Annotated in this window: 19 protein-coding genes; 12 read left to right on the top strand and 7 right to left on the bottom strand. The window is 73.0% G+C overall.

Annotation, left to right across the window (positions count from 1 at the left end):
• Positions 1 to 69: 69 nt before the first annotated feature.
• The 5 genes from ACZ58X_RS34465 to ACZ58X_RS34445 form a co-directional block, all read right to left on the bottom strand.
• Positions 70 to 2,016, bottom strand: a complete 1,947-nt coding sequence (locus ACZ58X_RS34465) for an ABC transporter permease/substrate-binding protein (protein ID WP_470337510.1) — start codon at positions 2,014 to 2,016, stop codon at positions 70 to 72.
• Positions 2,006 to 3,526 carry a sugar ABC transporter ATP-binding protein gene (locus tag ACZ58X_RS34460; RefSeq protein ID WP_470337509.1) on the bottom strand — a complete coding sequence of 507 codons (1,521 nt, stop codon included), beginning with the start codon at positions 3,524 to 3,526 and terminating at the stop codon, positions 2,006 to 2,008. The genes ACZ58X_RS34465 and ACZ58X_RS34460 overlap by 11 nt, the downstream gene beginning before the upstream one ends.
• On the bottom strand, positions 3,523 to 4,584 hold the full coding sequence (locus tag ACZ58X_RS34455) for a LacI family DNA-binding transcriptional regulator (RefSeq protein ID WP_470337508.1): 1,062 nt from the start codon (positions 4,582 to 4,584) through the stop codon (positions 3,523 to 3,525). Before ACZ58X_RS34455 ends, ACZ58X_RS34460 begins: the two co-directional genes overlap by 4 nt.
• A 512-nt stretch (positions 4,585 to 5,096) precedes the next feature.
• Positions 5,097 to 6,077, bottom strand: a complete 981-nt coding sequence (locus ACZ58X_RS34450; protein WP_470337507.1) for a MerR family transcriptional regulator — start codon at positions 6,075 to 6,077, stop codon at positions 5,097 to 5,099.
• 74 nt (positions 6,078 to 6,151) lie between these two features.
• The gene (locus ACZ58X_RS34445) at positions 6,152 to 6,370 is read right to left on the bottom strand and encodes a DUF6480 family protein (protein ID WP_470337506.1); all 219 of its coding nucleotides are present in this window, start codon (positions 6,368 to 6,370) and stop codon (positions 6,152 to 6,154) included.
• 282 nt (positions 6,371 to 6,652) lie between these two features.
• On the opposite strand from ACZ58X_RS34445, the gene ACZ58X_RS34440 reads away from it, so the two are divergent.
• From ACZ58X_RS34440 to ACZ58X_RS34415, 6 genes are all read left to right on the top strand, one after another.
• Entirely contained in the window at positions 6,653 to 7,186 is a 534-nt protein-coding gene (locus ACZ58X_RS34440; protein WP_470337505.1) for a DUF4383 domain-containing protein, read from the top strand.
• The gene (locus ACZ58X_RS34435) at positions 7,183 to 8,697 is read left to right on the top strand and encodes a cryptochrome/photolyase family protein (protein ID WP_470337504.1); all 1,515 of its coding nucleotides are present in this window, start codon (positions 7,183 to 7,185) and stop codon (positions 8,695 to 8,697) included. The genes ACZ58X_RS34440 and ACZ58X_RS34435 overlap by 4 nt, the downstream gene beginning before the upstream one ends.
• A gap of 111 nt (positions 8,698 to 8,808) precedes the next feature.
• On the top strand, positions 8,809 to 9,111 hold the full coding sequence (locus ACZ58X_RS34430; RefSeq protein WP_470337503.1) for a DUF3040 domain-containing protein: 303 nt from the start codon (positions 8,809 to 8,811) through the stop codon (positions 9,109 to 9,111).
• A 165-nt stretch (positions 9,112 to 9,276) separates the two neighbouring features.
• On the top strand, positions 9,277 to 9,558 hold the full coding sequence (locus ACZ58X_RS34425; RefSeq protein WP_470337502.1) for a hypothetical protein: 282 nt from the start codon (positions 9,277 to 9,279) through the stop codon (positions 9,556 to 9,558).
• A 245-nt stretch (positions 9,559 to 9,803) separates the two neighbouring features.
• Positions 9,804 to 10,235, top strand: coding sequence for an SRPBCC family protein (locus ACZ58X_RS34420; RefSeq protein WP_470337501.1), 432 nt, complete (start codon positions 9,804 to 9,806; stop codon positions 10,233 to 10,235).
• An 83-nt stretch (positions 10,236 to 10,318) separates the two neighbouring features.
• Positions 10,319 to 11,056: an SDR family NAD(P)-dependent oxidoreductase gene (locus ACZ58X_RS34415; protein ID WP_470337549.1), complete on the top strand. Its 738-nt coding sequence runs from the start codon at positions 10,319 to 10,321 to the stop codon at positions 11,054 to 11,056.
• Between the two features lie 87 nt (positions 11,057 to 11,143).
• Here the strand turns inward: ACZ58X_RS34415 and ACZ58X_RS34410 are convergent, their stop codons facing one another.
• Positions 11,144 to 13,267, bottom strand: a complete 2,124-nt coding sequence (locus ACZ58X_RS34410; protein WP_470337500.1) for an MMPL family transporter — start codon at positions 13,265 to 13,267, stop codon at positions 11,144 to 11,146.
• Between the two features lie 63 nt (positions 13,268 to 13,330).
• On the opposite strand from ACZ58X_RS34410, the gene ACZ58X_RS34405 reads away from it, so the two are divergent.
• Entirely contained in the window at positions 13,331 to 13,948 is a 618-nt protein-coding gene (locus tag ACZ58X_RS34405; protein ID WP_470337499.1) for a MarR family winged helix-turn-helix transcriptional regulator, read from the top strand.
• A gap of 307 nt (positions 13,949 to 14,255) precedes the next feature.
• Here ACZ58X_RS34405 and ACZ58X_RS34400 read toward each other — a convergent pair whose 3' ends face one another.
• Positions 14,256 to 14,612, bottom strand: coding sequence for a beta/gamma crystallin domain-containing protein (locus tag ACZ58X_RS34400; RefSeq protein ID WP_470337498.1), 357 nt, complete (start codon positions 14,610 to 14,612; stop codon positions 14,256 to 14,258).
• A 587-nt stretch (positions 14,613 to 15,199) separates the two neighbouring features.
• On the opposite strand from ACZ58X_RS34400, the gene ACZ58X_RS34395 reads away from it, so the two are divergent.
• From ACZ58X_RS34395 to ACZ58X_RS34375, 5 genes are all read left to right on the top strand, one after another.
• Positions 15,200 to 16,705 (top strand): DUF8189 domain-containing protein, encoded by a 1,506-nt coding sequence (locus ACZ58X_RS34395; protein WP_470337497.1) that lies wholly within the window; start codon positions 15,200 to 15,202, stop codon positions 16,703 to 16,705.
• 11 nt (positions 16,706 to 16,716) lie between these two features.
• Complete coding sequence (locus ACZ58X_RS34390) at positions 16,717 to 18,186, top strand: DUF8189 domain-containing protein (protein WP_470337496.1); 1,470 nt, start codon at positions 16,717 to 16,719, stop codon at positions 18,184 to 18,186.
• A 207-nt stretch (positions 18,187 to 18,393) separates the two neighbouring features.
• Positions 18,394 to 19,167 (top strand): serine/threonine protein kinase, encoded by a 774-nt coding sequence (locus ACZ58X_RS34385; protein ID WP_470337495.1) that lies wholly within the window; start codon positions 18,394 to 18,396, stop codon positions 19,165 to 19,167.
• 15 nt (positions 19,168 to 19,182) lie between these two features.
• The gene (locus tag ACZ58X_RS34380; protein WP_470337494.1) at positions 19,183 to 20,586 is read left to right on the top strand and encodes a serine/threonine-protein kinase; all 1,404 of its coding nucleotides are present in this window, start codon (positions 19,183 to 19,185) and stop codon (positions 20,584 to 20,586) included.
• Between the two features lie 129 nt (positions 20,587 to 20,715).
• On the top strand, positions 20,716 to 21,831 hold the full coding sequence (locus ACZ58X_RS34375; protein WP_470337493.1) for a BTAD domain-containing putative transcriptional regulator: 1,116 nt from the start codon (positions 20,716 to 20,718) through the stop codon (positions 21,829 to 21,831).
• The last annotated feature ends 93 nt before the right edge of the window (positions 21,832 to 21,924 follow it).

The raw sequence follows: 21,924 nt of genomic DNA, 5'->3' as shown, positions 1-21,924 counted from the left end.
CTCAGGAAATCCGAAACGAGGCGGCCGGAGCCCCGCTTCCGCGGGCCCCCGGCCACCCCTTTCCCCGTCTCAGCCGCTGAACCCGGCCACGGTCTCCTTCGTGACCACCTTCACCGGCACCTTGATGGTCTCCTCGACCTTCTCCCCCTTGATCGCCTTGACCGCGTTGTCCACGGCGATCTTCCCGAGCTGCGACGGCTGCTGGGCCACGGACGCGTACAGCGCCCCCTGCTCGACCGCCTTCAGCCCGTCGGGAGTTCCGTCGAAGCCGACGACCTGCACGGATTCGCCGGCCTTGGACCCGAGCGCCTTCACCGCGCCGAGCGCCATCTCGTCGTTCGCGGCGATGACGCCCTGGACGTCCGGGTGCGCCTGGAGCAGGTTCGACATGACGTCGAGCCCCTTGGTCCGGTCGAAGTCGGCCGGCTGCTGCGCGACGACCTCGATCCCCGGGTACGCCGCCAGCCCCTTGGCGAAGCCCTCGGCCCGCTCCCGCGCGGCGGAGGTACCGGCCAGCCCCTGGAGGATCACGATCTTCCCGCTGCCACCGAGCTTCTCGGCGACGGCCTTCGCCGCCTGCTCACCCCCGGCGACGTTGTCGGAGGCGACCAGTGCGTTCACATCGGCGTTGTTGACGCCGCGGTCGACGGCGATGACCGGGATCTTCGCCTTGCCCGCGGCCTGCACGGAGTTGCTCGCCGCGTCGGAGTCCACCGGGTTGACGACGATCGCCGCGAGCTTCGAACTGGTGAAGTTCTGCAGCTGGTTGGCCTGCTGCGAGGCGTCGTTCTGCGCGTCGGTGACGGTCAGGTCCACCCCCAGCAGCTTCGCCTCGGCCTGCGCACCCGACCGGATCTGCACGAAGAACGGGTTGTTGAGCGTGGAGAGCGAGAGGCCGATCTTCCGGGTGCCGGCCTTCGGATCGCCGTGCAGGAACGACGTCGCACCCACGACCGCCACCGCCACGACAGCCGCGATCCCGTACGTGGCGGCCTGCTTGCCCCTTCCGCCGCCGGGCGCCCCGTTCGCCGTGGGAGTGGCCCCGGCCTTGCGCCGCGCCGTGTCGAGCAGCACCGCCAGGGCGATGACGACACCGATGACGACCTGCTGCCAGAACGCGGAGACGTTCAGCAGGTTCAGCCCGTTGCGCAGCACCGCGAGGATGAGCGCGCCGATCAGCGTCCCCGACGCCTTGCCGGTACCCCCGGCGAGGGAGGCGCCGCCGATGACGACGGAGGCGATGGCGTCCAGCTCGTACCCGGTGGCGGCCTGCGGCTGCGCGGAGGAGAGCCGGGAGGCCAGGACGACACCGGCGACCGCGGCGAACACCCCGGACAGCGCGTAGATCACCAGCTTCTGCCTGGGCACCCGCAGACCCGAGAGCCGGGCCGCCTCCTCGTTGCCGCCGATGGCGTACATCGAGCGGCCGATGTACGTCCGACCGAGGACGAACGCCGTGACGAGCCCCATGGCCACCATGACGAGCACCGGCACCGGCAGCCACCCGCCGAGCGTGTCACCCAGGTGGGAGACGGAGGCCGGGAACGCGATCGGCGATCCGTCCGAGATCACCAGTGCCAGGCCACGCCCCACCGACAGCATCGCGAGCGTCGCGATGAACGGCGGCAGCTTGCCGTACGAGACCAGGAAGCCGTTCACCAGGCCGGCGGCCACACCCGTCACCAGTGCCAGCAGCACCGCGACGGCCACCGGCACTCCGTGCGCCGTGGCACTCCACGCCAGTACGGTCGCCGACAGCGCGGCCACCGACCCGACCGACAGGTCGATGCCCGCCGAGACGATCACGAAGGTGACGCCGAAGGCGAGGACGGCGGTCACGGCCGCCTGGACGCCGACGTTGAGCAGGTTGTCGGTGGTGAGGAAGTCGCCCGACAGCGCCGACATGGCGATGACGAGGGCGATCAGCGCGGTCAGCGCGCCGTTGTCGAGCAGCAGACGGCGCAACGCCGCGGCGCCACCGGCGCCCGTACCGCCCTTGAGCGTTTCAGCGGCCACGGGGGGCCTCCAGTTCGGTAGTGGGATTGCTCACGGCCAGCGACATGACCGCGTCCTGCGTGGCCTCGGCGGCGGACAGCTCGCCGGCGATCCGGCCCTGGGCCATCACCAGCACGCGGTCGCTCATCCCCAGCACCTCGGGCAGATCGCTGGAGATCATGAGGACGGCGGCCCCGGCCGCCGTCAGCTCGTTGATGAGCTGGTAGATCTCGACCTTGGCGCCGACGTCGATGCCGCGCGTGGGCTCGTCGAGGATCAGCACCCTGGTGTCGGCCAGGAGCCACTTGCCGATGACGACCTTCTGCTGGTTGCCGCCGGACAGCGTGCGCACCTGCTGACCGAGCCCGGCCATCCGTACGCCGAGTTGCCCGGCGATCCGCGCGGCGGCGTCGTGCTGACCCCTGAGGTCGACGATTCCGGCCCTGGTGGCGGACTTGAGGGTGACGAGTCCGAGGTTCTCCTCGACCGACTGGTCGAGCACCAGCCCCTGGCCCTTGCGGTCCTCGGGCACCAGCCCGATTCCCGCGGTCATGGCGGCGCCGATGTCGTGCCGCTTCAGGGGAGCCCCGGCGACGCGGACCGTACCGCGGTCGTACGGGTCGGCTCCGAAGACGGCCCGGACCACCTCGGTACGACCCGCCCCGACCAGCCCCGCGACGCCGACGACCTCGCCGGCGCGCACCTCGAAGCTGACGTCGTGGAAGACGCCGTCCCGGGACAGTCCCTCCACGGACAGCAGCGCGGCGCCCGGGACAGCCCGCTCGCGCGGGTACTGCTGCTCGATGGACCGGCCCACCATCAGCCGTACGAGCTCCTCCTCCGGCGTGGAGGCGGGCACCTGTCCGACCGACCTGCCGTCCCGGATGACCGTGACCCGGTCCCCGAGGGCGGCGATCTCCTCCAGGTGGTGCGTGATGAAGACGATCCCGACGCCGTCCTCGCGCAGTGTGCGCACGATCACGAACAGCTTCTCGACCTCCTCGGAGGTCAGCACAGCGGTCGGCTCGTCCATGATCAGAACCCGCGCGTCCAGGCTCAGCGCCTTGGCGATCTCGACCATCTGCAGGCGTGCGATGCCGAGTTCGCGCACCCGCGCGCGGGGCGACACGCTGACGCCGACGCGCTCCAGCAGCTCCGAAGCGTCTGCCTCCATCCTCTTCCGGTCGATCACCCCGAACCGGCGCGGCTGGCGTCCCAGGAAGATGTTCTCGGCGACCGTCAGATCGGGGACGAGGTTGAACTCCTGGTAGATGGTGGCGATCCCGAGTCGCTCGGAGTCCTGCGCACCATGGATGCGGACCTCCTGACCACCGACCAGGATGCGGCCCTCGTCGGGCGTGTGGGCACCGGAGAGCATCTTGATCAGGGTGCTCTTGCCCGCGCCGTTCTCACCGAGCAGCACATGGACCTCGCCCCGCCGCAGGTCGAAGTCGACGCGGTCCAGCGCGACCACCCCGGGGAAGGTCTTCCGAACCCCCTCGATGCGCAGCAACTCGTCCGCGTCGCTCACGACTGGCTCCTGTTCGTCACGGGGGTCCCGGTCACGGTGGTCGCGGTCACGGGTGTCCCGGTCACGGGTGTCTCGCCGCACGAGCGGCGAACGACGAGACGGGCGGGGAGCGTCACGGATCGTGGCGCCCGCCCCTCGATGCGGTCCACGAGCGCGCGCACGGCGGCCCGGCCCAGCTCGCCCGTGGGCTGGGCGATCGCGGTGATCGGCGGGTCGGTGTGCACGAACCAGGGGATGTCGTCGAACGCGGCGAGCGCGATGTCGTCCGGTACCCGCAGGCCACGGGCGCGTGCGGCGTCCAGGGCGCCCAGCGCCATCAGGTTGTCCGCCGCGAACACGACCTGCGGCGGCTCTGCGAGGTCGAGGAAGCGCTCGGTCGCCCGCCGGCCGCTGGCGGCCTGGAAGTCACCCTGGCCGATGTACCGGTCCGGCAGGTCGAGGCCGCACTCCGCCAGCGCCTCGCGGAACGCCTCCACACGCTCCTGCCCGGTCGTGGTGGCCGCCGGCCCGGCGATGATCGCCAGCCGCCGGTGCCCCAGCCGGTGCAGGTGCGCGACGAGATCCCGTACGGCACCCCGACCGTCCGCCCGCACCACCGGCACGTCGACGCCGGGGATCCACCGGTCCACGAACACCATCGGTGTCCCGGCCCGGGCGGCGTCCAGCATGAGCGGCGACCCGCCGTCGGTGGGCGAGACCAGCAGCCCGTCGATACGGCGGTCCAGCAGCGTCCGTACGTGGTGGTCCTGCAGTTCCGGCCGCTCGTCGGCGTTCCCGATGATCACGCTGTACCCCAGCGCCCGCGCCTCTTCCTCCACGGACCGCGCGAGCTCGGTGAAGTACGGGTTCAGCACGTCGCTGATCACGAGGCCGAGAGTGTGGGTCTGATCGGTACGCAGCGACCGCGCCACGGCGTTGGGCCGGTACCCGAGCGATGCAACGGCGGCCAGCACCCGCGCCCGCGCGTCCGCACTCACCGAAGGGTGCTCATTCAGGACACGCGAGACAGTGGCGACGGATACGCCTGCCTCGGCGGCGACGTCCTTGATGCTCGTCACAGCCGCCCCACCTCCTCGTGGAATCGATTACATCAACGCGTTCCGACGATTGGAATCGATTACATGCCCACGGGGCAAGCCCCCGGCCGGTGACCGAAATCTGATCGTGATGAGCGCCGGCCGCGCTCAGGCGGCCGCGACGTGCGCTTGCTCGTGCGAAGGACTACGGCCGCTGCGCACCGTCTACCGGTGGACCGACAGCGCGAGCTCCCGTCTGGTCAACGCGGCCGGCGGACTCCTCCCCGGCATCCAGAACAGGTCCACCGCCGACGGCGGCCTCGCCATCCAGTGGGACGACAACGGCACCAGCGACCACCTGTGGCGGTTCGTCGATCCGGCGTCGGGTCCCGTGCTCGCCGCAGGCCGACCGCAGCCGGATCCCGCAGCTCCAGGGCGACTTGCACGCCCAGGCGGGGGACTTCGGGGAAGCCGAGGTGGCGTACCGGAAGAGTGTCCGTGGGGGCCGCAGAGGCAGCGGGTCTGTGGGAGGACCGCCTCGCGACGAGGGGGATTCAGCCCGTGACCGTCTGTTCCAGGAGGTCGACGGCATCCGCCAGGCTGCGGGGACAGGCGGCGCCGACGGGCAGCCGGGAGCGGGCCCAGCCGGGGCCCGCGGCGACGACGGCCGCCCCGCCGCGCGAGCCCCGCGGCCCCCAGGCACTGGCACTGACTCTGTGTGCCAGCTCGTGGTCCGCGCTGCGCCGGTCCTGGGACCAGATCATCACGGCTGCCGGGCCGAGGCGCTGGACGGCGTCGAGCAGTGCCCGGGGTGGGACGGCAGCGCCCAGCATGCGGAAGGGCAGGCCGCGCTCGGCCAGCGCGGCGGACGTGGCCTCCAACGGGAGCGTGTGCAGTTCGGTGGGCGTCGCGGCCAGCAGGACGGGCGATACGGGCCGGGCGGCAGCCGTTGCCACCGCGACGCCACGCAGAACGGTGGAGACGTGCCAGGACAGCAAGTGCTCGACCTCGACGTACTGCTCGCCGTCCGCCGCCCATTTACGGCCGGCGGCGCGCAGCGCGGGCATCATGACCTCCGTCCACGCGTCGATCACCCCGAGGGTGGCGACCGCTTCGCTCAGGATCGCGACGATCTGCGGCGCGTCGAGGCGCACCGCCGCACGCGCCAGGCCGCGGCACTCGGGGCGTACCGTTCCGACGCCCAGAGCTCGGCTTCCCCCCGGGCTGGGGCGGCGGAAGGCCTGGAGATCGTCCTGAGCGAGCGGTTCCGGCCGGCGGAGGACGGGGCTCGCTTCGTTGATGTCAGTGGCGGATCCCTTCTCGGCCAGGGCCGCGCGGGCCGCCTCGCCGGGGGGTACCCCACGGGCGGTCAGACGGCACATGCTCTCCAGGACGGCGATGTCCTGCCGGGCCCAGCGGCGGTGGTGTCCGGCCGCCCGATTGGCAGGGCCGATGCCGTAGCGGCGCTCCCAGGAGCGGACCGTGGTGGGGGAGACACCGAGCAGTTGAGCCACCGCCCCCGTGGGCAGGCCCACGCTGTCGCCGGGACCGGCGGCACCCGTGGATTCGCCGTCCCGTGGCCCGGCATCATCACGTCCTGGGAAGGTCGTCACCAGCCCGCGATCCTCCCCACGGCGAACCCCACGCAGGACACCACCATGACGGCGATGATCAGCAGGGGAATCCAGCCGGGCCAGGCCGTGTGCAGTTCGACCGACTCCGGGGTCGAGATGCCCGAGCACGTCGACGACTCGCACTCGGGCGTCTCGGTGGGAGGGCTCGCGGGCACGGGGCTCTCATGGGTGGGGATCCTGTGATCGACGGTCATGACGCCCTCCGGCTGCTGGGAAGTCTGCCAAAGGCCGCCCGGACAACCGGGCTGCCTGGTGGATCCGTCACGTCATGGTCGTCCCGTCGATGCCGTCGTTCCCAATCGCAGCGTTTTCGCAGAGCTTGTTCAGGAGCGCGCTGAGCGGGCCATGGAGGCCGCTGTCCGATCCGCAAACGATGCGGCACCGCTGCGACTGTTCCAGCCGGCCACCGCGGCCGATGCTCCGGGAAGGATCGCGCACCGCGCGCCCGAGAGGATCACCGAGGAACGGAGCGGATCATGAAACTCAACGAGGAACTGCCGGTCGGCCACCGGCTTTCGCAGGTCTACCGCGTCGGGGCCGGGCTGTGCGGCGCGGCCCTCTTCGTGTTCGGCTGTCTCGGCTTCGCGGACGGGCTGTCCTTCTTCAGCACCTCCGGGGAGAAAGTCGCCGGTTTGTCCAGCAACGGTCTGCTCAGCCTCGTGTCGGTGGCAACGGCCGTCGTGCTCGTCGGCGGTGCGGTGGTCGGCGGAAACACCGCTTCCACGATCAACATCGCGGTGGGCGCCCTGTTCGTCCTCAGCGGCTTCGTCAACCTCGCTCTGCTGGACTCGTCGGCCAACATCCTGGCCTTCCGCATCCAGAACGTGCTCTTCAGCTTCGTCATGGGCCTGATGATCGCGACCTTCGGCATGTACGGGCGGGTGAGCGGCAAGCTCCCGCTCGACAACCCGTACTGGCGTCACCGCCACCCACGGCCCGCCGACCGCCAGGATGTTCCGGCACTCCCCCTCGGCTCCCGACCGGCCGGCCGTCCCGGGCGGGCGGTGTGAGCGGGCCGCGCCCGCACTGGCTCTTCGGCGACCAACTCGGGCCGCAGTTCCTCGCCCCCGCCGAGGACGGGCCCGACCCGGACGCGCCGCTCGTCATGATCGAGGCCCGTTCGGTGCTGCGCCGGCGGCGGTTCCACCGGGCGAAGGCCCACCTGGTCCTGTCGGCGATGCGCCACGCCGCGGACGCCCTGGGCGACCGGGTGCGCTACGTCCGGGCCGACACCTACCGCGAGGGCCTGGCCCGGGCGGTGGGCCGACAAGAGGTCACCGTGTGCCACCCGACCTCGCGCGCGGCCCTCGGCCTGGCGAACTCCCTCCCCCACGTCACCGTGCTGCCGCCGCGCGGCTTCCTCGTCCCCTTCGCCGACTTCCGCCGCTGGGCGGGGGAACCCGGTGAACGGCGCCTGCTGCTGGAGGACTTCTACCACCGGGTGCGCCGCGCCGAGCACCTGCTGCTCGAACCCGACGGCAGCCCGGCCGGCGGCCGCTGGAACCTCGACCGGGACAACCGCGAACCCCCGCCCAGAGGCGCCGCCACCCTGCCGCTGCCACCGCCCTTCGAGCCCGAGGAGGACGGCATCGACGAGCGCGTCCGGGCCGACCTCGACCGCTGGGAGCGCGCCGGGGACGTCGCCTTCGTCGGCCGGGACGGCCCGCGCCGCTTCGCCGCGACCCGCCCGGAGGCCGAGCGGGCGCTCGCCCACTTCATCGCCCACCGCCTCACCGACTTCGGCCGGTACGAGGACGCCATGCTCCACGCCGACCCGTGGATGGCCCACAGCGCGCTGTCCGTCCCGCTCAACCTCGGTCTGCTCGACCCGGGCGAGTGCGTGCGCGCCGCCGAGGCCGCCTACCGGGCCGGGCGGGTACCGCTCAACAGCGCCGAGGGCTTCGTACGGCAGGTCGCCGGCTGGCGCGAGTACGTCTGGCAGCTCTACTGGCACCTGGGCGAGGACTACCGCGACGCCAACCGCCTCGGCCACCACGAGCCGCTGCCCGCCTGGTTCCGCGACCTGGACGCCGACGCCGTCACCGCCCGCTGCCTGGCCCGCGTTCTCGCCGAGGTCCGCGACCACGGGTGGGTCCACCACATCCCCCGGCTGATGGTGCTCGGCAACTGGGCGCTCCAGCACGGCTGGGACCCGCGCGAACTCACCGACTGGTTCCACCGCTGCTTCGTGGACGGCTACGACTGGGTGATGACCGCCAACGTCGTCGGGATGTCCCAGTTCGCCGACGGCGGACTGATCACCACCAAGCCCTACGCGGCGGGCGGCGCCTACCTGAACCGTATGGGCAACCACTGCGGCCCGTGCCGCTACCGGCCCACCGAACGCCTCGGTGACCGGGCCTGCCCGTTCACGACCGGCTACTGGGCCTTCGTCCACCGCCACCGGGACCTGCTCGCCACCAACCCCCGCACCGCCCAGGCAGCCGCGGGACTGCGCCGGCTCACCGGCCTGCCCGAGGTGCTGGCCGCCGAACGCGCCCGCGGCCAGTCACCCCCGTGACGGCAGGAAAGGACCGCCCCCCCCCGCACGCTCAGCCGCTTCCCGTGACGTCGGGCGGGGGGAGGCGGTAACACGCTGACACGCGACGGGCGAACGAAGGGCGGCACCGCCGTGGACGGACACCTGACCGGCCGGGAGCAACGTCTGCTGGACGACATCGAGTCCCACCTGCGGCGGGACGACCCGGCGCTCGACCGCCTGCTCGGGGCCCGCCCCACCCCCCTGGCGCGGCTCTGGCACCGGCCCCGGATCCTCGCCGCCCTGGCCTCGGCACTGGCCGCCCTGACCGCCGCGTGCGCCCTGTACGCGGCCGCGGGCACACCGGCCGCTCCGGCGGCCGCCACCACGGCGGCCGCCTCGGCGTTCCTGCTCGCACTCGTCTTCCGCCGCCTCGCGGCGCTCCGAGCGGTCTGAAACGGACGCCCGCGAGACAGCCCATCGGCCGGGCCGGGAGCGCATCCCGCCGGTCCCCTGACCGACCAGGGCGATGCACCAACGATGCGACTGACGCGTTGCGGGCGGCGGTCCGACAGTAGAGGAACAGGAACGATCACGGCACAGTCCCTTTGGAGGGTCGTCATGACCATCGTGCGCAGGATCCACGAAGCCGGAATCACCAGCGAGCACGCCTACGCGGCGGCGTTCGGGTCCGTCGGCCTGTCCCTGCTGAGCTGGATCGCGTCGATGAAGGCCGAACAGGCCGGAGTCGAACGCGCCGACCGGTGGGGTATCTTCGTGGGCGAGTGGGCTCCCACCTTCTTCGGACTGGGACTGGCACTCGCCGGCTACGAACGCGAAGCGCCCGCCGCCAAGGGCTCGCGCAGCGCCTGGCTCGACCACCCGGGCGGCCGGCCCGCGTGACCGGCCCACCTCCGGTCCTCCCCTACCGCAGAACGATGCGGGTTCTCGCCCAGGCGGCCGCTGCCAGGTCGACGTCCGGCTCTGCTCGGTCGACCGGCAGGGCCGTCGCGGTGCCGTCCTTGTGCGAAAAGGCCTCCCAGGAATGCCATCCAGGAACGCGTCCGCGACGAACGAGTAGGGCGCCGTCCACCAGCCGGGGCGGACGGCGACGGGCGACGGGCGACGGGCGACGGGAAGGAGATCCGATGATCAGCGTGGAACGAAGGATGATCGTCGAGAACCCGGCCGAGGAGGTTCTGCGGTACCTGGCGGACTTCGGGAACACCGCGGAGTGGGACCCGGGCACCGTGAGCTGTGTGCGCCTGGACTCCGGTCCCGTGGTGGCGGGTGCGTGCTGGCGCAACACCTCGCGTTTCAGGGGGAGGCAGACCGATCTGGTCTACCGCCTTGCGGACTACCGGCCCGATCGGCTGGTCTTCGTCGGACACAACCGCACCGTCACCGCGACCGACGACATCTCGGTCCGTGCGTCGGAGGGCCACACACTGCTGGTCTACCGGGCTTCGCTCCGGTTCAACGGCCTGGCACGTCTTGCCGCGCCGTTCCTGCGCGGGGAGTTCGAGCGTCTCGCGGATGCGGTCGCCGAGCGGCTTCCCCGGGTGCTGGCAGGCCGGTGACCGGCGGTACGGCGACCGGGTCGCCTCCCGCTCGTTTCGTCAAACACCCAGCTTCGCCGGTCAGTTGGGAGGTAGTCGTGGAGATGGACGGATGGCGGCTGCTCGTGGTCGGGGCCACCGGCGTCATCGGAGCCGAGGTCGCGGCCACTGCGGCTGCCCGAGGGGCCCGGGTGGCCGTGGCCGGGCGGGATCCAGTCCGCCTGGACCGGGTGGAACGGCGCGCGGGGGCCGGCCCTGGGCAGGTGTTCGACGCCTACGACCTCGAATGCTGCCGTGACCTCCCGGCGCGGGCCGCACACGGCCTGGGCGGGCTGGACGCGGTGCTGGTCGCAATCGGCGCGGTCGCGTTCGGCCGGGCCGGGGAGGTGCCCCTGGCGGTGCAGGAGCACCTGATGGCGGTGAACGCGTCGGCCCCCATGGCCGTGCTCGAAGGGGCGCTCGGCGTCATCGCCCCGGGCGGCGCGATCGGGGCGCTGACCGGCGTCATCGTCGAACGCCCCGTTCCGGGGACCGCCGCCTACCGGGCGTCCAAGGTCGCCCTTGCCGCCTGGCTGGATTCGGTGCGGGCCGAACACCGCCGCGACGGGCTCACGGTACTCGACGCACGCCTGCCGCACCTGGACACCGGCTTCGCGGAGCGCTCCCTGACCGGAACTCCACCGCCCCTGCCGGCCGGCGCGAACCTGGGCAGGTGGGTCTCGGCGGTGCTCGACGGCCTCCTCCACGGGGCCGGCGTCCTCAAGCCCGACGGCACGCACGTGAACCCGGTGAGCCTGGCGGCCGCTCCTGGTCCGGCGAACCGCCAGGAAGGCATCCTATGAGTGCCACCCACTCCCGGCCGCGGGACTCCCCCGTCTGGTGGCCCGATCTGCTGGGCGGTGGCCCGCATCGACGCGCCGGCGGCCGGATCAGATGACCGGACGCCGGTCGGCCGTGCGGGCGCTCTCGGGTCGACCGGGCCACCAGAAGCGGCGGCCGGTGAGCAGGACGAGCGCGGGGACGAGGACGGTGCGTACCAGCAGGGTGTCGAGGAGGACGCCGATGCCGACGATGACACCGATCTGGGTCAGCGTGATGAGCGGCAGGACTCCGAGGACGGCGAAGACGGCGGCGAGGAGGATCCCGGCGCTGGTGATCACGCCGCCGGTGGAGGCGAGGGCGCGCAGGACGGCGCGGCGGGTGTCGTGTCCGGCGAGAGTGTCCTCGCGGGTGCGGGCGATGAGGAAGATGTTGTAGTCCACCCCCAGCGCGGCCAGGAAGAGGAACGACAGGAGGGGGACGTTGGTGTCCATGGCCGGGAAGTCGTAGAGCGTCCGGAAGACCGTCCAGCTCGCTCCGAGGGCTGCGAAGTAGGAGAGGACCACGGTCACGACGAGCAGGATCGGCGCGACGAGGGCGCGCAGGAGGGCGATCAGGACGACGAGGACGATGGCGAGGACCAGGGGGACGACGACGCGGGTGTCGTGTGCGTTGGCGCGGGAGATGTCGTACGCCTCTGCCGTGGCGCCGCCGACCATGGCGTGCGAGCCGGGAACCTCTGCGATCCGCCGGCGCAGTCGTTCGATGGCCTGATCCGAGCCGTCGGTTCCGGGGGCGGAGTCGAGGACGACGTCGGCGCGGGCCCAGCGGTCGGTGTGCTCTGCGGGGGCGACGGCGACGACGCCGGGCACCTCGCGGGCGGCCGCGATGACCTGGTCGCCCGTGGCGGTGCTGGACAGCACGGTCAGGGGGCCGACGGCTCCGGCGGGTTGGACGGCGGCGAGGGTGCGCTGTCCGAGGACGGCTTCGGGGGCCTTGCGGAAGGAGTCGGCCTGGGGAAGACCGGTCTTGAGGCCGAGCGTCCCGGAGGCGAGGACGAGCAGGACGGCAGTTCCCGCGACGGCGACCCGGGCGGGCCGCTTGGCGACTCCCTGGCCGATGCGGGACCACAGGCCCCGGCGGTCGGCGGTCACCGGGGCGCCGACTTCGGGGATCAGTGGCCAGAAGAGCCAACGGCCGGGCAGGACGAGGGCGGCCGGCAGGACGACGAGGCCGAAGAGCATCGCAATGAGGATGCCGACCGCGCCTGCGAAGCCGAGGCCGCGGTTGCCGGTCAGTTCGGCGGCGAGGAGCGTGAGGAGGCTCAGGACGACGGTGGTGCCGCTGGCGACGACGGCGGGGACGGTGCCGCGCCACGCCCGTGCCATGGCGGTGAAGCGGTTGTCGGTGAGGTGGAGTTCGTCTCGGTAGCGGGAGACCAGGAGCAGGGCGTAGTCCGTTCCGGCGCCGAAGACCAGGACGGAGAGGATGCCGGCGGCTGAGGCGTCGACCTGGACTCCGGCGTGCGGGGCGAGGACGCCGACCAGGATGCCGGCCAAGCGGTCGCCGGCGCCGACGACCAGCAGCGGCACCAGCCAGAGCACGGGACTGCGGTAGGTGATCAGCAGGAGGACCGCTACGACGGACGCGGTGGCAATGAGGAGGGTGATGTCGGCGCCGGCGAAGACCTTGGTGATGTCGGCGCGGAAGGCCGGTCCGCCGGTGACCTGGGCCTGCAGCGGCGCGGGGAGGTTCTCGGAGGCACTGTGGCGGATGCGGTCGATGGCGGCGGTGTTCTCGTCGTCGCCCGCCCCGGTGGGCAGCAGGACCGCGACGCTGGCGACCTTGCTCTCGACGATCTGCGGGCGGGCGGCTGAGGGTGCCACTCCGAGTGCGGCAAGGCTTGCGGAGCGCTCGGCGACGAGCGCCTGCTGGTCGGCGGTGAGCGGACTGCCGTCGGTGTTGCTGTAGACGACGATCGCCGGTGCGACGGCGCCGGCGGGCAAGGTCTTGACGATGTCGGCGACCTCGGCGGACTGGGAGGACGCGGGGAGGGAGGCACCGGTGGCCTCGGTGGTGGTGGAGCCCGAGGGGCCCAGGGCGAAGGCGGCACCCAGGCCGGCGACGGTCAGCAGGAGGACCAGCCAGGCGAGGACGCGAGGACGCCTGGGACCAGAGGTGGGGCCGGAGGCGGAGGCGGACCGGCCCGGACGGCCCGTCATGGTTCGGGACACGGGAACGCATCCTCCAAAGTCGTTAAGTAGCTTAGCGATTTCTACCGTGTCAGAATTGACGGCATGCCGCAACAGCACTCGTTCGGAGCCGGAGCCGATTCGGATTGGCCCGCCGGGCGCTCGACCCCGCGCGGCGGCGCACCGGAAGGTGACGACCTCTCCGCGGCATTGCGTGAGGTCCTGTCCCTCACCCAGTTGGCGCGTACCGCCCTCGCCGAGCGGCTCGGCATGCCGCTGACGAACGTGGAGGCGGTCGAGCACGTACTGCTTGCCAAGAAGGCAGGAGCACCGATCGGCCCGGTCGAGCTCTCACGAAGGCTCGGGCTCACCAGCGCGGCCGGGACCCAGTCGGTCAACCGGCTCGTGTCGGAAGGCCACATGGCCCGCGGCCCCCATCCCGACGATCGCCGCCGCCAGATCCTGGATGTCACGCCGTCCGGCTTCGAGCACGTCATGGGCGAACTCGCACCGCTCCTCGGCCTGGTGTTCGCCGCAGCGGAGGACCTCACCGCCGAGGAACGGGCCGGCGCGAAGCGGTACCTGGAGCAGGTGGCGTCCGCCTGCCGCCGCTACCTCAAGCCGGAAGGGCCCGGCGGGGAGCAGTCCGGACCTGGCGCTCAACGTTCCGGCCCGGGCGAAAGGGGAACCCCTCACCGCCCGCCGGACGGGCACCGTGGATGACGCCCCTCAGCCAGTGCTGGACCCTGCGGTCGAACCAGGCACCGCCGTGGTGCCTGTGCGCCGGCCTCGGCCCCGCCGAAGGCGGCACCGCCTCGGTCGGTACCGGCCCCGACGACGCCCCGCGCAGCCCTCTCGCACCAAAGGCCGGTGCCGGCCGCGCCTGGAGGGCGTGGCCGGCACCGGTGAGCCGGGGTGGAGCGGATTTACCTCACGGAAGATTCGATGGCGATCCAAGTCCCGATTGCTGCGGGGAGTTGCGGTGCTGCGGCCGGGGAATTGCCGTTCGGGGCCCGCTCCGGCGGTCTCGTCAGAGGATCCGGATGGAGTTCACCTTCGGCGGGCGGTTCGGGTACGAGATGTCGGTCCAGCGGTTGACCCGCACCGAGTCTCCGTTGGCGTCGGAGTAGATCAGGTCGTTGTTCCCGGTGGAGATGCGGTCGACCCACCACCCGCCGAAGTTGATCGACCCCGCGTTCGCGTAGCAGTCCACGCTGTCACGGCCGTCGAGGTGCGACCAGATCTTCAGGAAGTCATTGCGGTTCCCGTCGCACGGGATGTGGTCGATGGCGAAGGCGTTGCCGGACGGCACGGCCACGGTGAGGGTGGCCGCCGCGGCGAAGGCCAGGGCCATCGAGCTCGCGACCTTCTTCGCTTTCGTGAACATGGATTCTCCTCAGTCGGATGAAATGACGAATCGGAGTCCGCTGCGCAACGAGTTCCCGTTGCGTCGTACTCGATCAGTATCCGGACCGCGTTTATGAGGGTCAATCGAACAGGCCTCGACCCAACGCGTTCTCGGTCATTTCCCCAAAGATTTTCCGCGAGGCGTGGGACGCGGTTGTTCCGGTGTGTCGCGAGGGGCTCCGGGGCCGGACTGACAGGCCGTCGGCCCGAGATCACCCGGTGGCCGCTCTGACGTGGGAGGACGACCGGACCGCCGACCGCACCCTGCGGGTGCCGGGGGCACGTGGCCGGGAGAGGGGGGTGGGGCTGGCGGGTTCGCGCGATGTCGTGTCGCGCGCTGCCGGGAGAGCTCGGGTGGCGTCCTCGCGCCCGAGGGCAGTGTCGGTGGGATGGGGCCGTGGTGTCAGTCCGGATGGTTCCGGGTTCCGGGGTGGGTGGTGGGTGGTTAGCGTGCCCCGGGCGGTCCGGAGGGGCCGCTGTCACGCGTCTTCAGGAGGTCGGGATGACCGCGCACCACCCCAGTCGTAGGGCTCGCCGCCGGGGCACGGCGTGAGGGGCGGACCGGTGATGGGGTCCCTTCCCCGGCTGGCGCTGGTCGCGGCCGCGCTGCTGCTGCCGGTGGCCGTACCGGCCGTGCCCGCCGGGGCCGCGCCGGTGGCGGTCGCCGGGTTCGCGGCGTCCTGCCCGGCCCGTGGCCAGATCTCCCAGGGCTACACCCCGGAGCACAACGGCATCGACATCGCCAACGACTACGGCACCCCGATCTACGCGGTGGGCGACGGCGAGGTGACGGCCTCCGGACCGGCGCAGGGTTACGGCCAGTGGATCCGCATCCTGCACCCGGACGGGACCATCACCGAGTACGGGCACATGCGCGAGCGGGACGTGGCCGTCGGCGAGCACGTGACGGCAGGTCAGCAGATCGCGTTGATGGGCAGCGAGGGCGAGTCCAGCGGGCCGCACCTGCACCTGCGGGTCTGGGCCGACGCCAACGCGACCGTGCGCACCGACCCCGTCCCCTACCTCGCGGACCGGGGCGTCACCATGCCCTGTCGGCCGGGGACCGGTCCGCGTCCGGTGCCGTTGGTGTATCCGGCGCAGTCCGGGAAGGTGGTGTCGGCGCGTTCGGCGGACGGCCGGCTGGAGGTGTTCGCGGCCGGGGCCAACGGCGTCTCGCACGCCTGGCAGACGGTGGCGAACGGGGCCTGGTCGGACTGGGAGTCCCTGGGCGGCCCGGGCAGCGGCGAGTTGGCGATCGGGCCGGACTCGGACGGGCGGTTGGAGCTGTTCGCGCTCAACGGCGCTACGCTCCAGCACCGTTACCAGCTCGCTCCGTCCGGCGCCTGGTCGGGTTGGGAGGCCTTCGGCGGCGGCGGGCACGACCTCGCCGTCGGTACCAACCAGGACGGACGACTGGAGGTCTTCGCCTCCGGCCCGGTCGGGCTCTTCCACAAGTACCAGACCGCGCCCAACAGCGGCTGGTCGGACTGGGAATCGGCGGGCGGCGGACCGGCCGACAGCGAAGTCCGGCTCGGCAAGGCCCCCGACGGCCGCCTTGAGGTCTTCGCGCTCAACGCCAGCACCTTCCAGCACCAGTGGCAGACCGCCCCCAGCGGCGCTTGGTCCGCCTGGGAGACCTTCGGCGGCGGCGGACGCGCCCTCACCGTCGACCACAACGAGGACGGCCGCCTCGAAGTCCTCGCCTCCGGCCCGGCCGGCGTCTTCCACAAGTACCAGACCAACCCCACCACCTGGTCCGGCTGGGAGCCCACCGGCGGACCGGCCGACTCCCGGCTGACCAGCCAGCCGACGGCGGACGGCCGTGTCGAGGTCTTCGGCATCAACGGCAGTACCGCGCAGCACATCTGGCAGACCGGGCTGAACGCCCCGTACGGCCAGTGGGACACCTTCGGCGGCGGCGGCACCGGGATCACCGCCGCGACCAACGCCGACGGCCGGATCGAGGTCTTCGGGACCAGCAGCGCCGGCGTCTACCACAAGTGGCAGACCGGCTTCTCCACCTGGTCCGACTGGGCCTGGCTCAACACCACCGCCGGCCCCGCCGTCAACTGAGGAGACCTCACATGACCAGCACACCACGCGCCCGACGGGCGCCCCACCGGGTCCTGCTGTCCGCGCTCGCCGCGCTGGGCGTGGCAGCGGGCCTGACGGCGGGCGCCACGCCCGCGCCGGCCGCCACCGGCATCGACCTGTGCGCCGAGGTCGGCTACAACGCGGGCTTCCGGGGCGACGCCCTGGTGACCGCGATCGCCGTCGGCATGGCCGAGTCCAGCTGCAACCCCTCGGCGTCCAACGTCCAGAACAACACCCCGCCGTCCCGCGACCGCGGCCTGTGGGAGATCAACGACTACTGGCACCCCGAGGTCAGCGACGCCTGCGCCTTCGACGCCCAGTGCAACGCCAACGCGGCGTACCGGATCTCCAACGGCGGCACCAACTGGCAGCCCTGGTCGACCTACAACCAGCGCGCGCACGAGCGCTACCTGGGTGCGGCGCAGGCCGCCGCGGACCGGCTCGGCCACCACGACCCGGGCCCGGCGCCGTTGGTGTACCCGGCGAAGTCCGGGAAGGTGGTGTCGGCGCGCGGGGCGGACGGCCGGCTGGAGGTCTTCGCGGCCGGGGCCAACGGCGTCTCGCACGCCTGGCAGACGGCAGTGAACGGGGCCTGGTCGGACTGGGAGTCCCTCGGCGGCCCGGGCGGCGCCGAACTCGCGATCGGGCCGAACGCGGACGGCCGCCTGGAGATGTTCGCCCTCAACGGCAGCACCCTCCAGCACCGTTACCAGCTCGCCCCGTCCGGCGCCTGGTCGAACTGGGAGACCTTCGGCGGCGGCGGGCACGACCTCGCCGTCGGTGCCAACCAGGACGGACGGCTGGAGGTCTTCGCCTCCGGCCCGGTCGGGCTCTTCCACAAGTACCAGACCGCGCCCAACAGCGGCTGGTCGGACTGGGAATCGGCGGGCGGCGGACCGGCCGACAGCGAAGTCCGGCTCGGCAAGGCCCCCGACGGCCGCCTGGAGGTCTTCGCGCTCAACGCCAGCACCTTCCAGCACCAGTGGCAGACCACCCCCAGCGGCGCCTGGTCCACCTGGGAGACCTTCGGCGGCGGCGGACGCGCCCTCACCGTCGACCACAACGAGGACGGCCGCCTCGAAGTCCTCGCCTCCGGCCCGGCCGGCGTCTTCCACAAGTACCAGACCAACCCCACCACCTGGTCCGGTTGGGAGGCCGCCGGTGGACCGGCCGACTCCCGGATCACCAGTGAGCGCTCCCCGGACGGCCGGGTGGAGGCGTTCGCCATCAACGGCAGTACCGCGCAGCACATCTGGCAGACCGGCGTGAACGCCCCGTACGGCCAGTGGGACACCTTCGGCGGCGGCGGCACCGAGATCTTCGCCGCCGCCAACGCCGACGGCCGGATCGAGGTCTTCGGGACCAGCAGCGCCGGCGTCTACCACAAGTGGCAGACCGGCTTCTCCACCTGGTCCGACTGGGCCTGGCTCAACACCACCGCCGGCCCCGCCGTGGGCTGACACCACCGGCTGTCCCCCGACCGCGGATCGGCAGCCACGGCCTGCCGATCCGCGCCGACCGTTCCGCTCATCGAACGCCCCGACCTCGCCGTCACGTGGCCTGCACCACTATACGGTTTATTGTCATGCTCAAAGAGGTAACGTTCCGTCCGTCAGGGCAACGGTCGGTGTGCGGTACGGGACAGCAGTGTGCGGGACGGGGGAACGGTGAGTGGGATTCTCGTCCACCTGCCGGAGGGAAACGGCGACGAGGCGGTGACCCTGCGGCTCGGGCCGGGGGAGCGGGCGCGTTTCGGGCGGGGCTCGGTCGGTACGCCGGTGGAGCTCCGGCTCGGTGACGAGACGGTGTCCCGGCTGGCCGGGGAGATCCACGCGACCGACGACCACTGGCAGTTGAGCAACCTCAGCAACACCCACGCCTACCTGGTGGAGAACCCGGAGGGCGCCGGCGAGTACCTGCGGGTGCCGCCGCGGCGGATCGGCGCGCCGATCCCGTTCGAGTTCGCCCGGGTGGTGCTGCCCTCGCGGCGGGAAACCCCGCTGTCCTTCCAGGTGTTCGCGCCCGATCACGTGTACCTCGACCCGCACGCCCGCGGCGGCTCCTGGGAGAGCCGCACCATGACGGCGTACTCACTGGACGAGACGGCCACCTACTTCCTGGTGCTGGTCGCGCTCTGCGAGCCGTGGCTGCGCGACCTCTCCCCCGCCGCCGTGCCCACCACCCCGCAGGTGGTCGCGCGGCTGCGCAGCCATCCCGCCTGCGCCCGGCTCACCGCGCGTGCGGTCAGCTCCCACCTCGACTACCTCGCCGACGAGAAGCTCCGCGTCGAGCTGCCCGACGGCGCGGGGCGCCCGGACCGCCGCAGCGGCAAGCGCGAGGCCGTCGTCGGGCTGGCGTTGAAGTTCGGCATCGTCCGCGAGGAGCACCTCGCGCTGCTGCCGCGCCCCGAGGCGCCGGGCCCGGACGGTAGGGAACGGTAGGGAGGGGCAGCGAGCATGCACGATCCGGCCTTCTGCGGGGACGGCGAGGACCTGCTGCCACCCGGTCACCGGGTCGGCGGGTGGACCGTGACGGGGCTCATCGGCGAGGGCGGTTGGGCGACCGTCTACGCCGCGCGCCGGAGCGGAACGGATGGAACGGGCAGGACGGATGGGACGGGCGGGACGGACAGGACGGGCGGACCGGACGAGGTCACGGACGCGGAGGACACCGTCGCGCTCAAGGTGCTGCCGACCGCCGGGCTCGCGCCCCGGCAGGCCCGCAGCGTCGCCGAGGCCGCCCGCCGCGAGGTCGAGTTGGCCCGGACCGCACCGCACCCGCGGCTGGTCCCGCTGCTCGACACCCTCACCCTGACCGCCCCCGAGCACCCCGCACTGGACGGCGCGATCGTCCTGGTGATGGAGCGCGCCCGGTGCACCCTGCGCGAACTGCTCGCCACCGGTGTCGACGAGGACCGGGGCGGCCGGATCGTGGCGGGCATCTGCGAGGGCCTGGCCCATCTGCACCGCTCCGGCTGGGTGCACACCGATCTCAAGCCCGAGAACGTCCTGATCGGCCGGGACGGCGAGGTCCGCCTCTCCGACTTCGGCCTCGCCATCGAGCTCACCGGCACCCACGGCCACTGCGCCCCGATGGGCACCCCCGACTACCTCCCGCCGGAGCGGTGGAAGGAGCCGCTCGGCGAGCAGGGTGTCAAGATCCGTACCACCGCCGACATCTGGGCGCTCGGCATCGTGATCCACGAGGTGTTCGCCGCGGGCGTCCCGCCCTTCCCCGGCGCCACCCCGACCGCGCGCAGCGCCGCCGCCCAGCAGTACGCCGAGGGCCGGGCCGCGCTGCGCCTGGCCTCCGACGTCCCGCCGTTCTGGCGCGAGTTGGCCGCCGACTGCCTCGCCCCGACCCACGCCGCCCGCGCCCCGCACACGGCGGAGAGCCTGCTGGCCCGGATCCATGACCACCGGTCCGGCCGCCGGCCGCGCCGGGTCGGCCGCCGCCCGCGGCTGCGCGCGGCCCTGCTCGCGCTGGTCGCGGCCGCGACGGCCGCCGGTTCCGCCGCGGCGCTCTGGCCGCGCTCCGAGCCGCCCGGGCACCCCGGCCGGATCCGGGTGTTCAACGCCGAGCGCAGCTGTCAGGACCGCGCCGACCGCGATCCCGGGTGCAGCCTCGGCCTGGCCGTCGACCCGCGGCGCCCGTACACGGCCGGCAACGTCGTTCCCACCCGCGTCTGGCACGGCGACACCCTGGAGGCCGACTGCCGGCTCGCCACCGGCCTGCCCATCGTGGACGAGGAGGACCGCACCTCCACCCTCTGGTACCGGGTCCACCTCCCCGGCGCCGCCACCGCCTGGCTCCCGGCCGTCCGCACCAAGGACCGCCCGACCCTCCTCGACTGCCCCTGAGCACCACGGCGCACCGGCGGCGTCCGGCCGGCCACTCCGGATCGTTCCGGATTCCGGGCCCGGCGGGCCCGCCACTACCTTGTCGACGGCGCCGGCCCGCCCGGCCGGCGCGGAGTGCAGGGAGCAGGGATGTCGACGACCGCCGCCACCACCCGGCCGAGCAGCGCCGAACTCGGGGACCAGGAGCGCGCGGTGCTCCGGGCGGTGGGCTGGGGCCTGAGAGACGACGAGATCGCGGCCGCCCTCGCCGTCCCCGAGGAGGTGGTGGCCGGGGCCCTGGCGCGGGTCCTCGGGAAGCTCGGGCTGCGCGACCGGGCCGCCGCCATCGTGCACGCCTTCGACTGCGGACTGGTCGCGCCCGGCCGCGGCCCCCGTACGCCGGGGCCAGGGACGGGGCCCGGGGCGGGGCCCGGGTCGGGGCCCGGGTCGGGGCCCGGGTCGGGGCCGGTGTCCGGCTCGGTGCCGCGCGGTGCCGGGGCCGGGACGGGCGCTCCGACGAGCGCTCCGAAGGTGCGGATCTCGGTGCTCGGGCCGCTCCGGGCGCAGCACGACGGGAGGGACCTGGACCTGGGGCACCTGCGGCAGCAGGCCGTGCTGGCGGCGCTGGCGCTGCGCCGGGGACGGACCGTCAGCCGGCAGGAGCTGCTGGACGGCGTGTGGGGGTCGGAGCCGCCGGTCACCAACGTGGTGCCGGTGCACGTGTACCGGCTGCGCAAGGCCCTGCGCCGCGGGGCCTGTCCGGACTCGGTGATCGAGCACGACCGGTACGGCTACCGCCTGGCCGCCGCGGCGACCGAGGTGGACCTGGCCCGGATGGAGGACCTGGTCACCGCCGCCGGGACGGCGCACCGGGCGGGCGACCTGCCCGAGGCGGTCCGGCTCTGTTCCCGGGCGCTGGACCTGTTCCGCGGGGAGCCGCTGGCCGGGCTGCCGGGCCCGCTCGCCGAACTGGAGCGGCTGCGGCTGGCCGAGCGCAGGATCACCGTCGCCCAGCGGCGCTCGCAGTGGCGGCTCCAGCTGGGGCAGTACACCGGGGCGATCGCGGAGCTGATGGCGCTGTCCGCGGAGCACCCGTTGAACGAGCCGGTGGCGGCGATGCTGATGGGCGCGCTGTTCCGTGGCGGTCGGCAGGCCGACGCGCTGGCCGTGTTCGACCGCACCCGCCGCAGGCTCGCCGACGAGTTGGGGGTCCCGCCGAGCCCGGTGCTGCGGCGGACGCGGCGGTTGATCCTGCGCGGGGCCTGAGGCTGACCCGGGCGGGGGGGGGGGGGGGGGGGGAGGGGGGGGGGGGAGGGGGGGGGGGGGGGGGGGGGAGAGGGGGGGGGAGGGGGGGGGTGA

This window comes from Kitasatospora sp. NPDC040550 (genome assembly GCF_055594965.1).
Note: the sequence above shows the minus strand (reverse complement) of the source record. Positions and strands in the feature narration are given on the sequence as shown.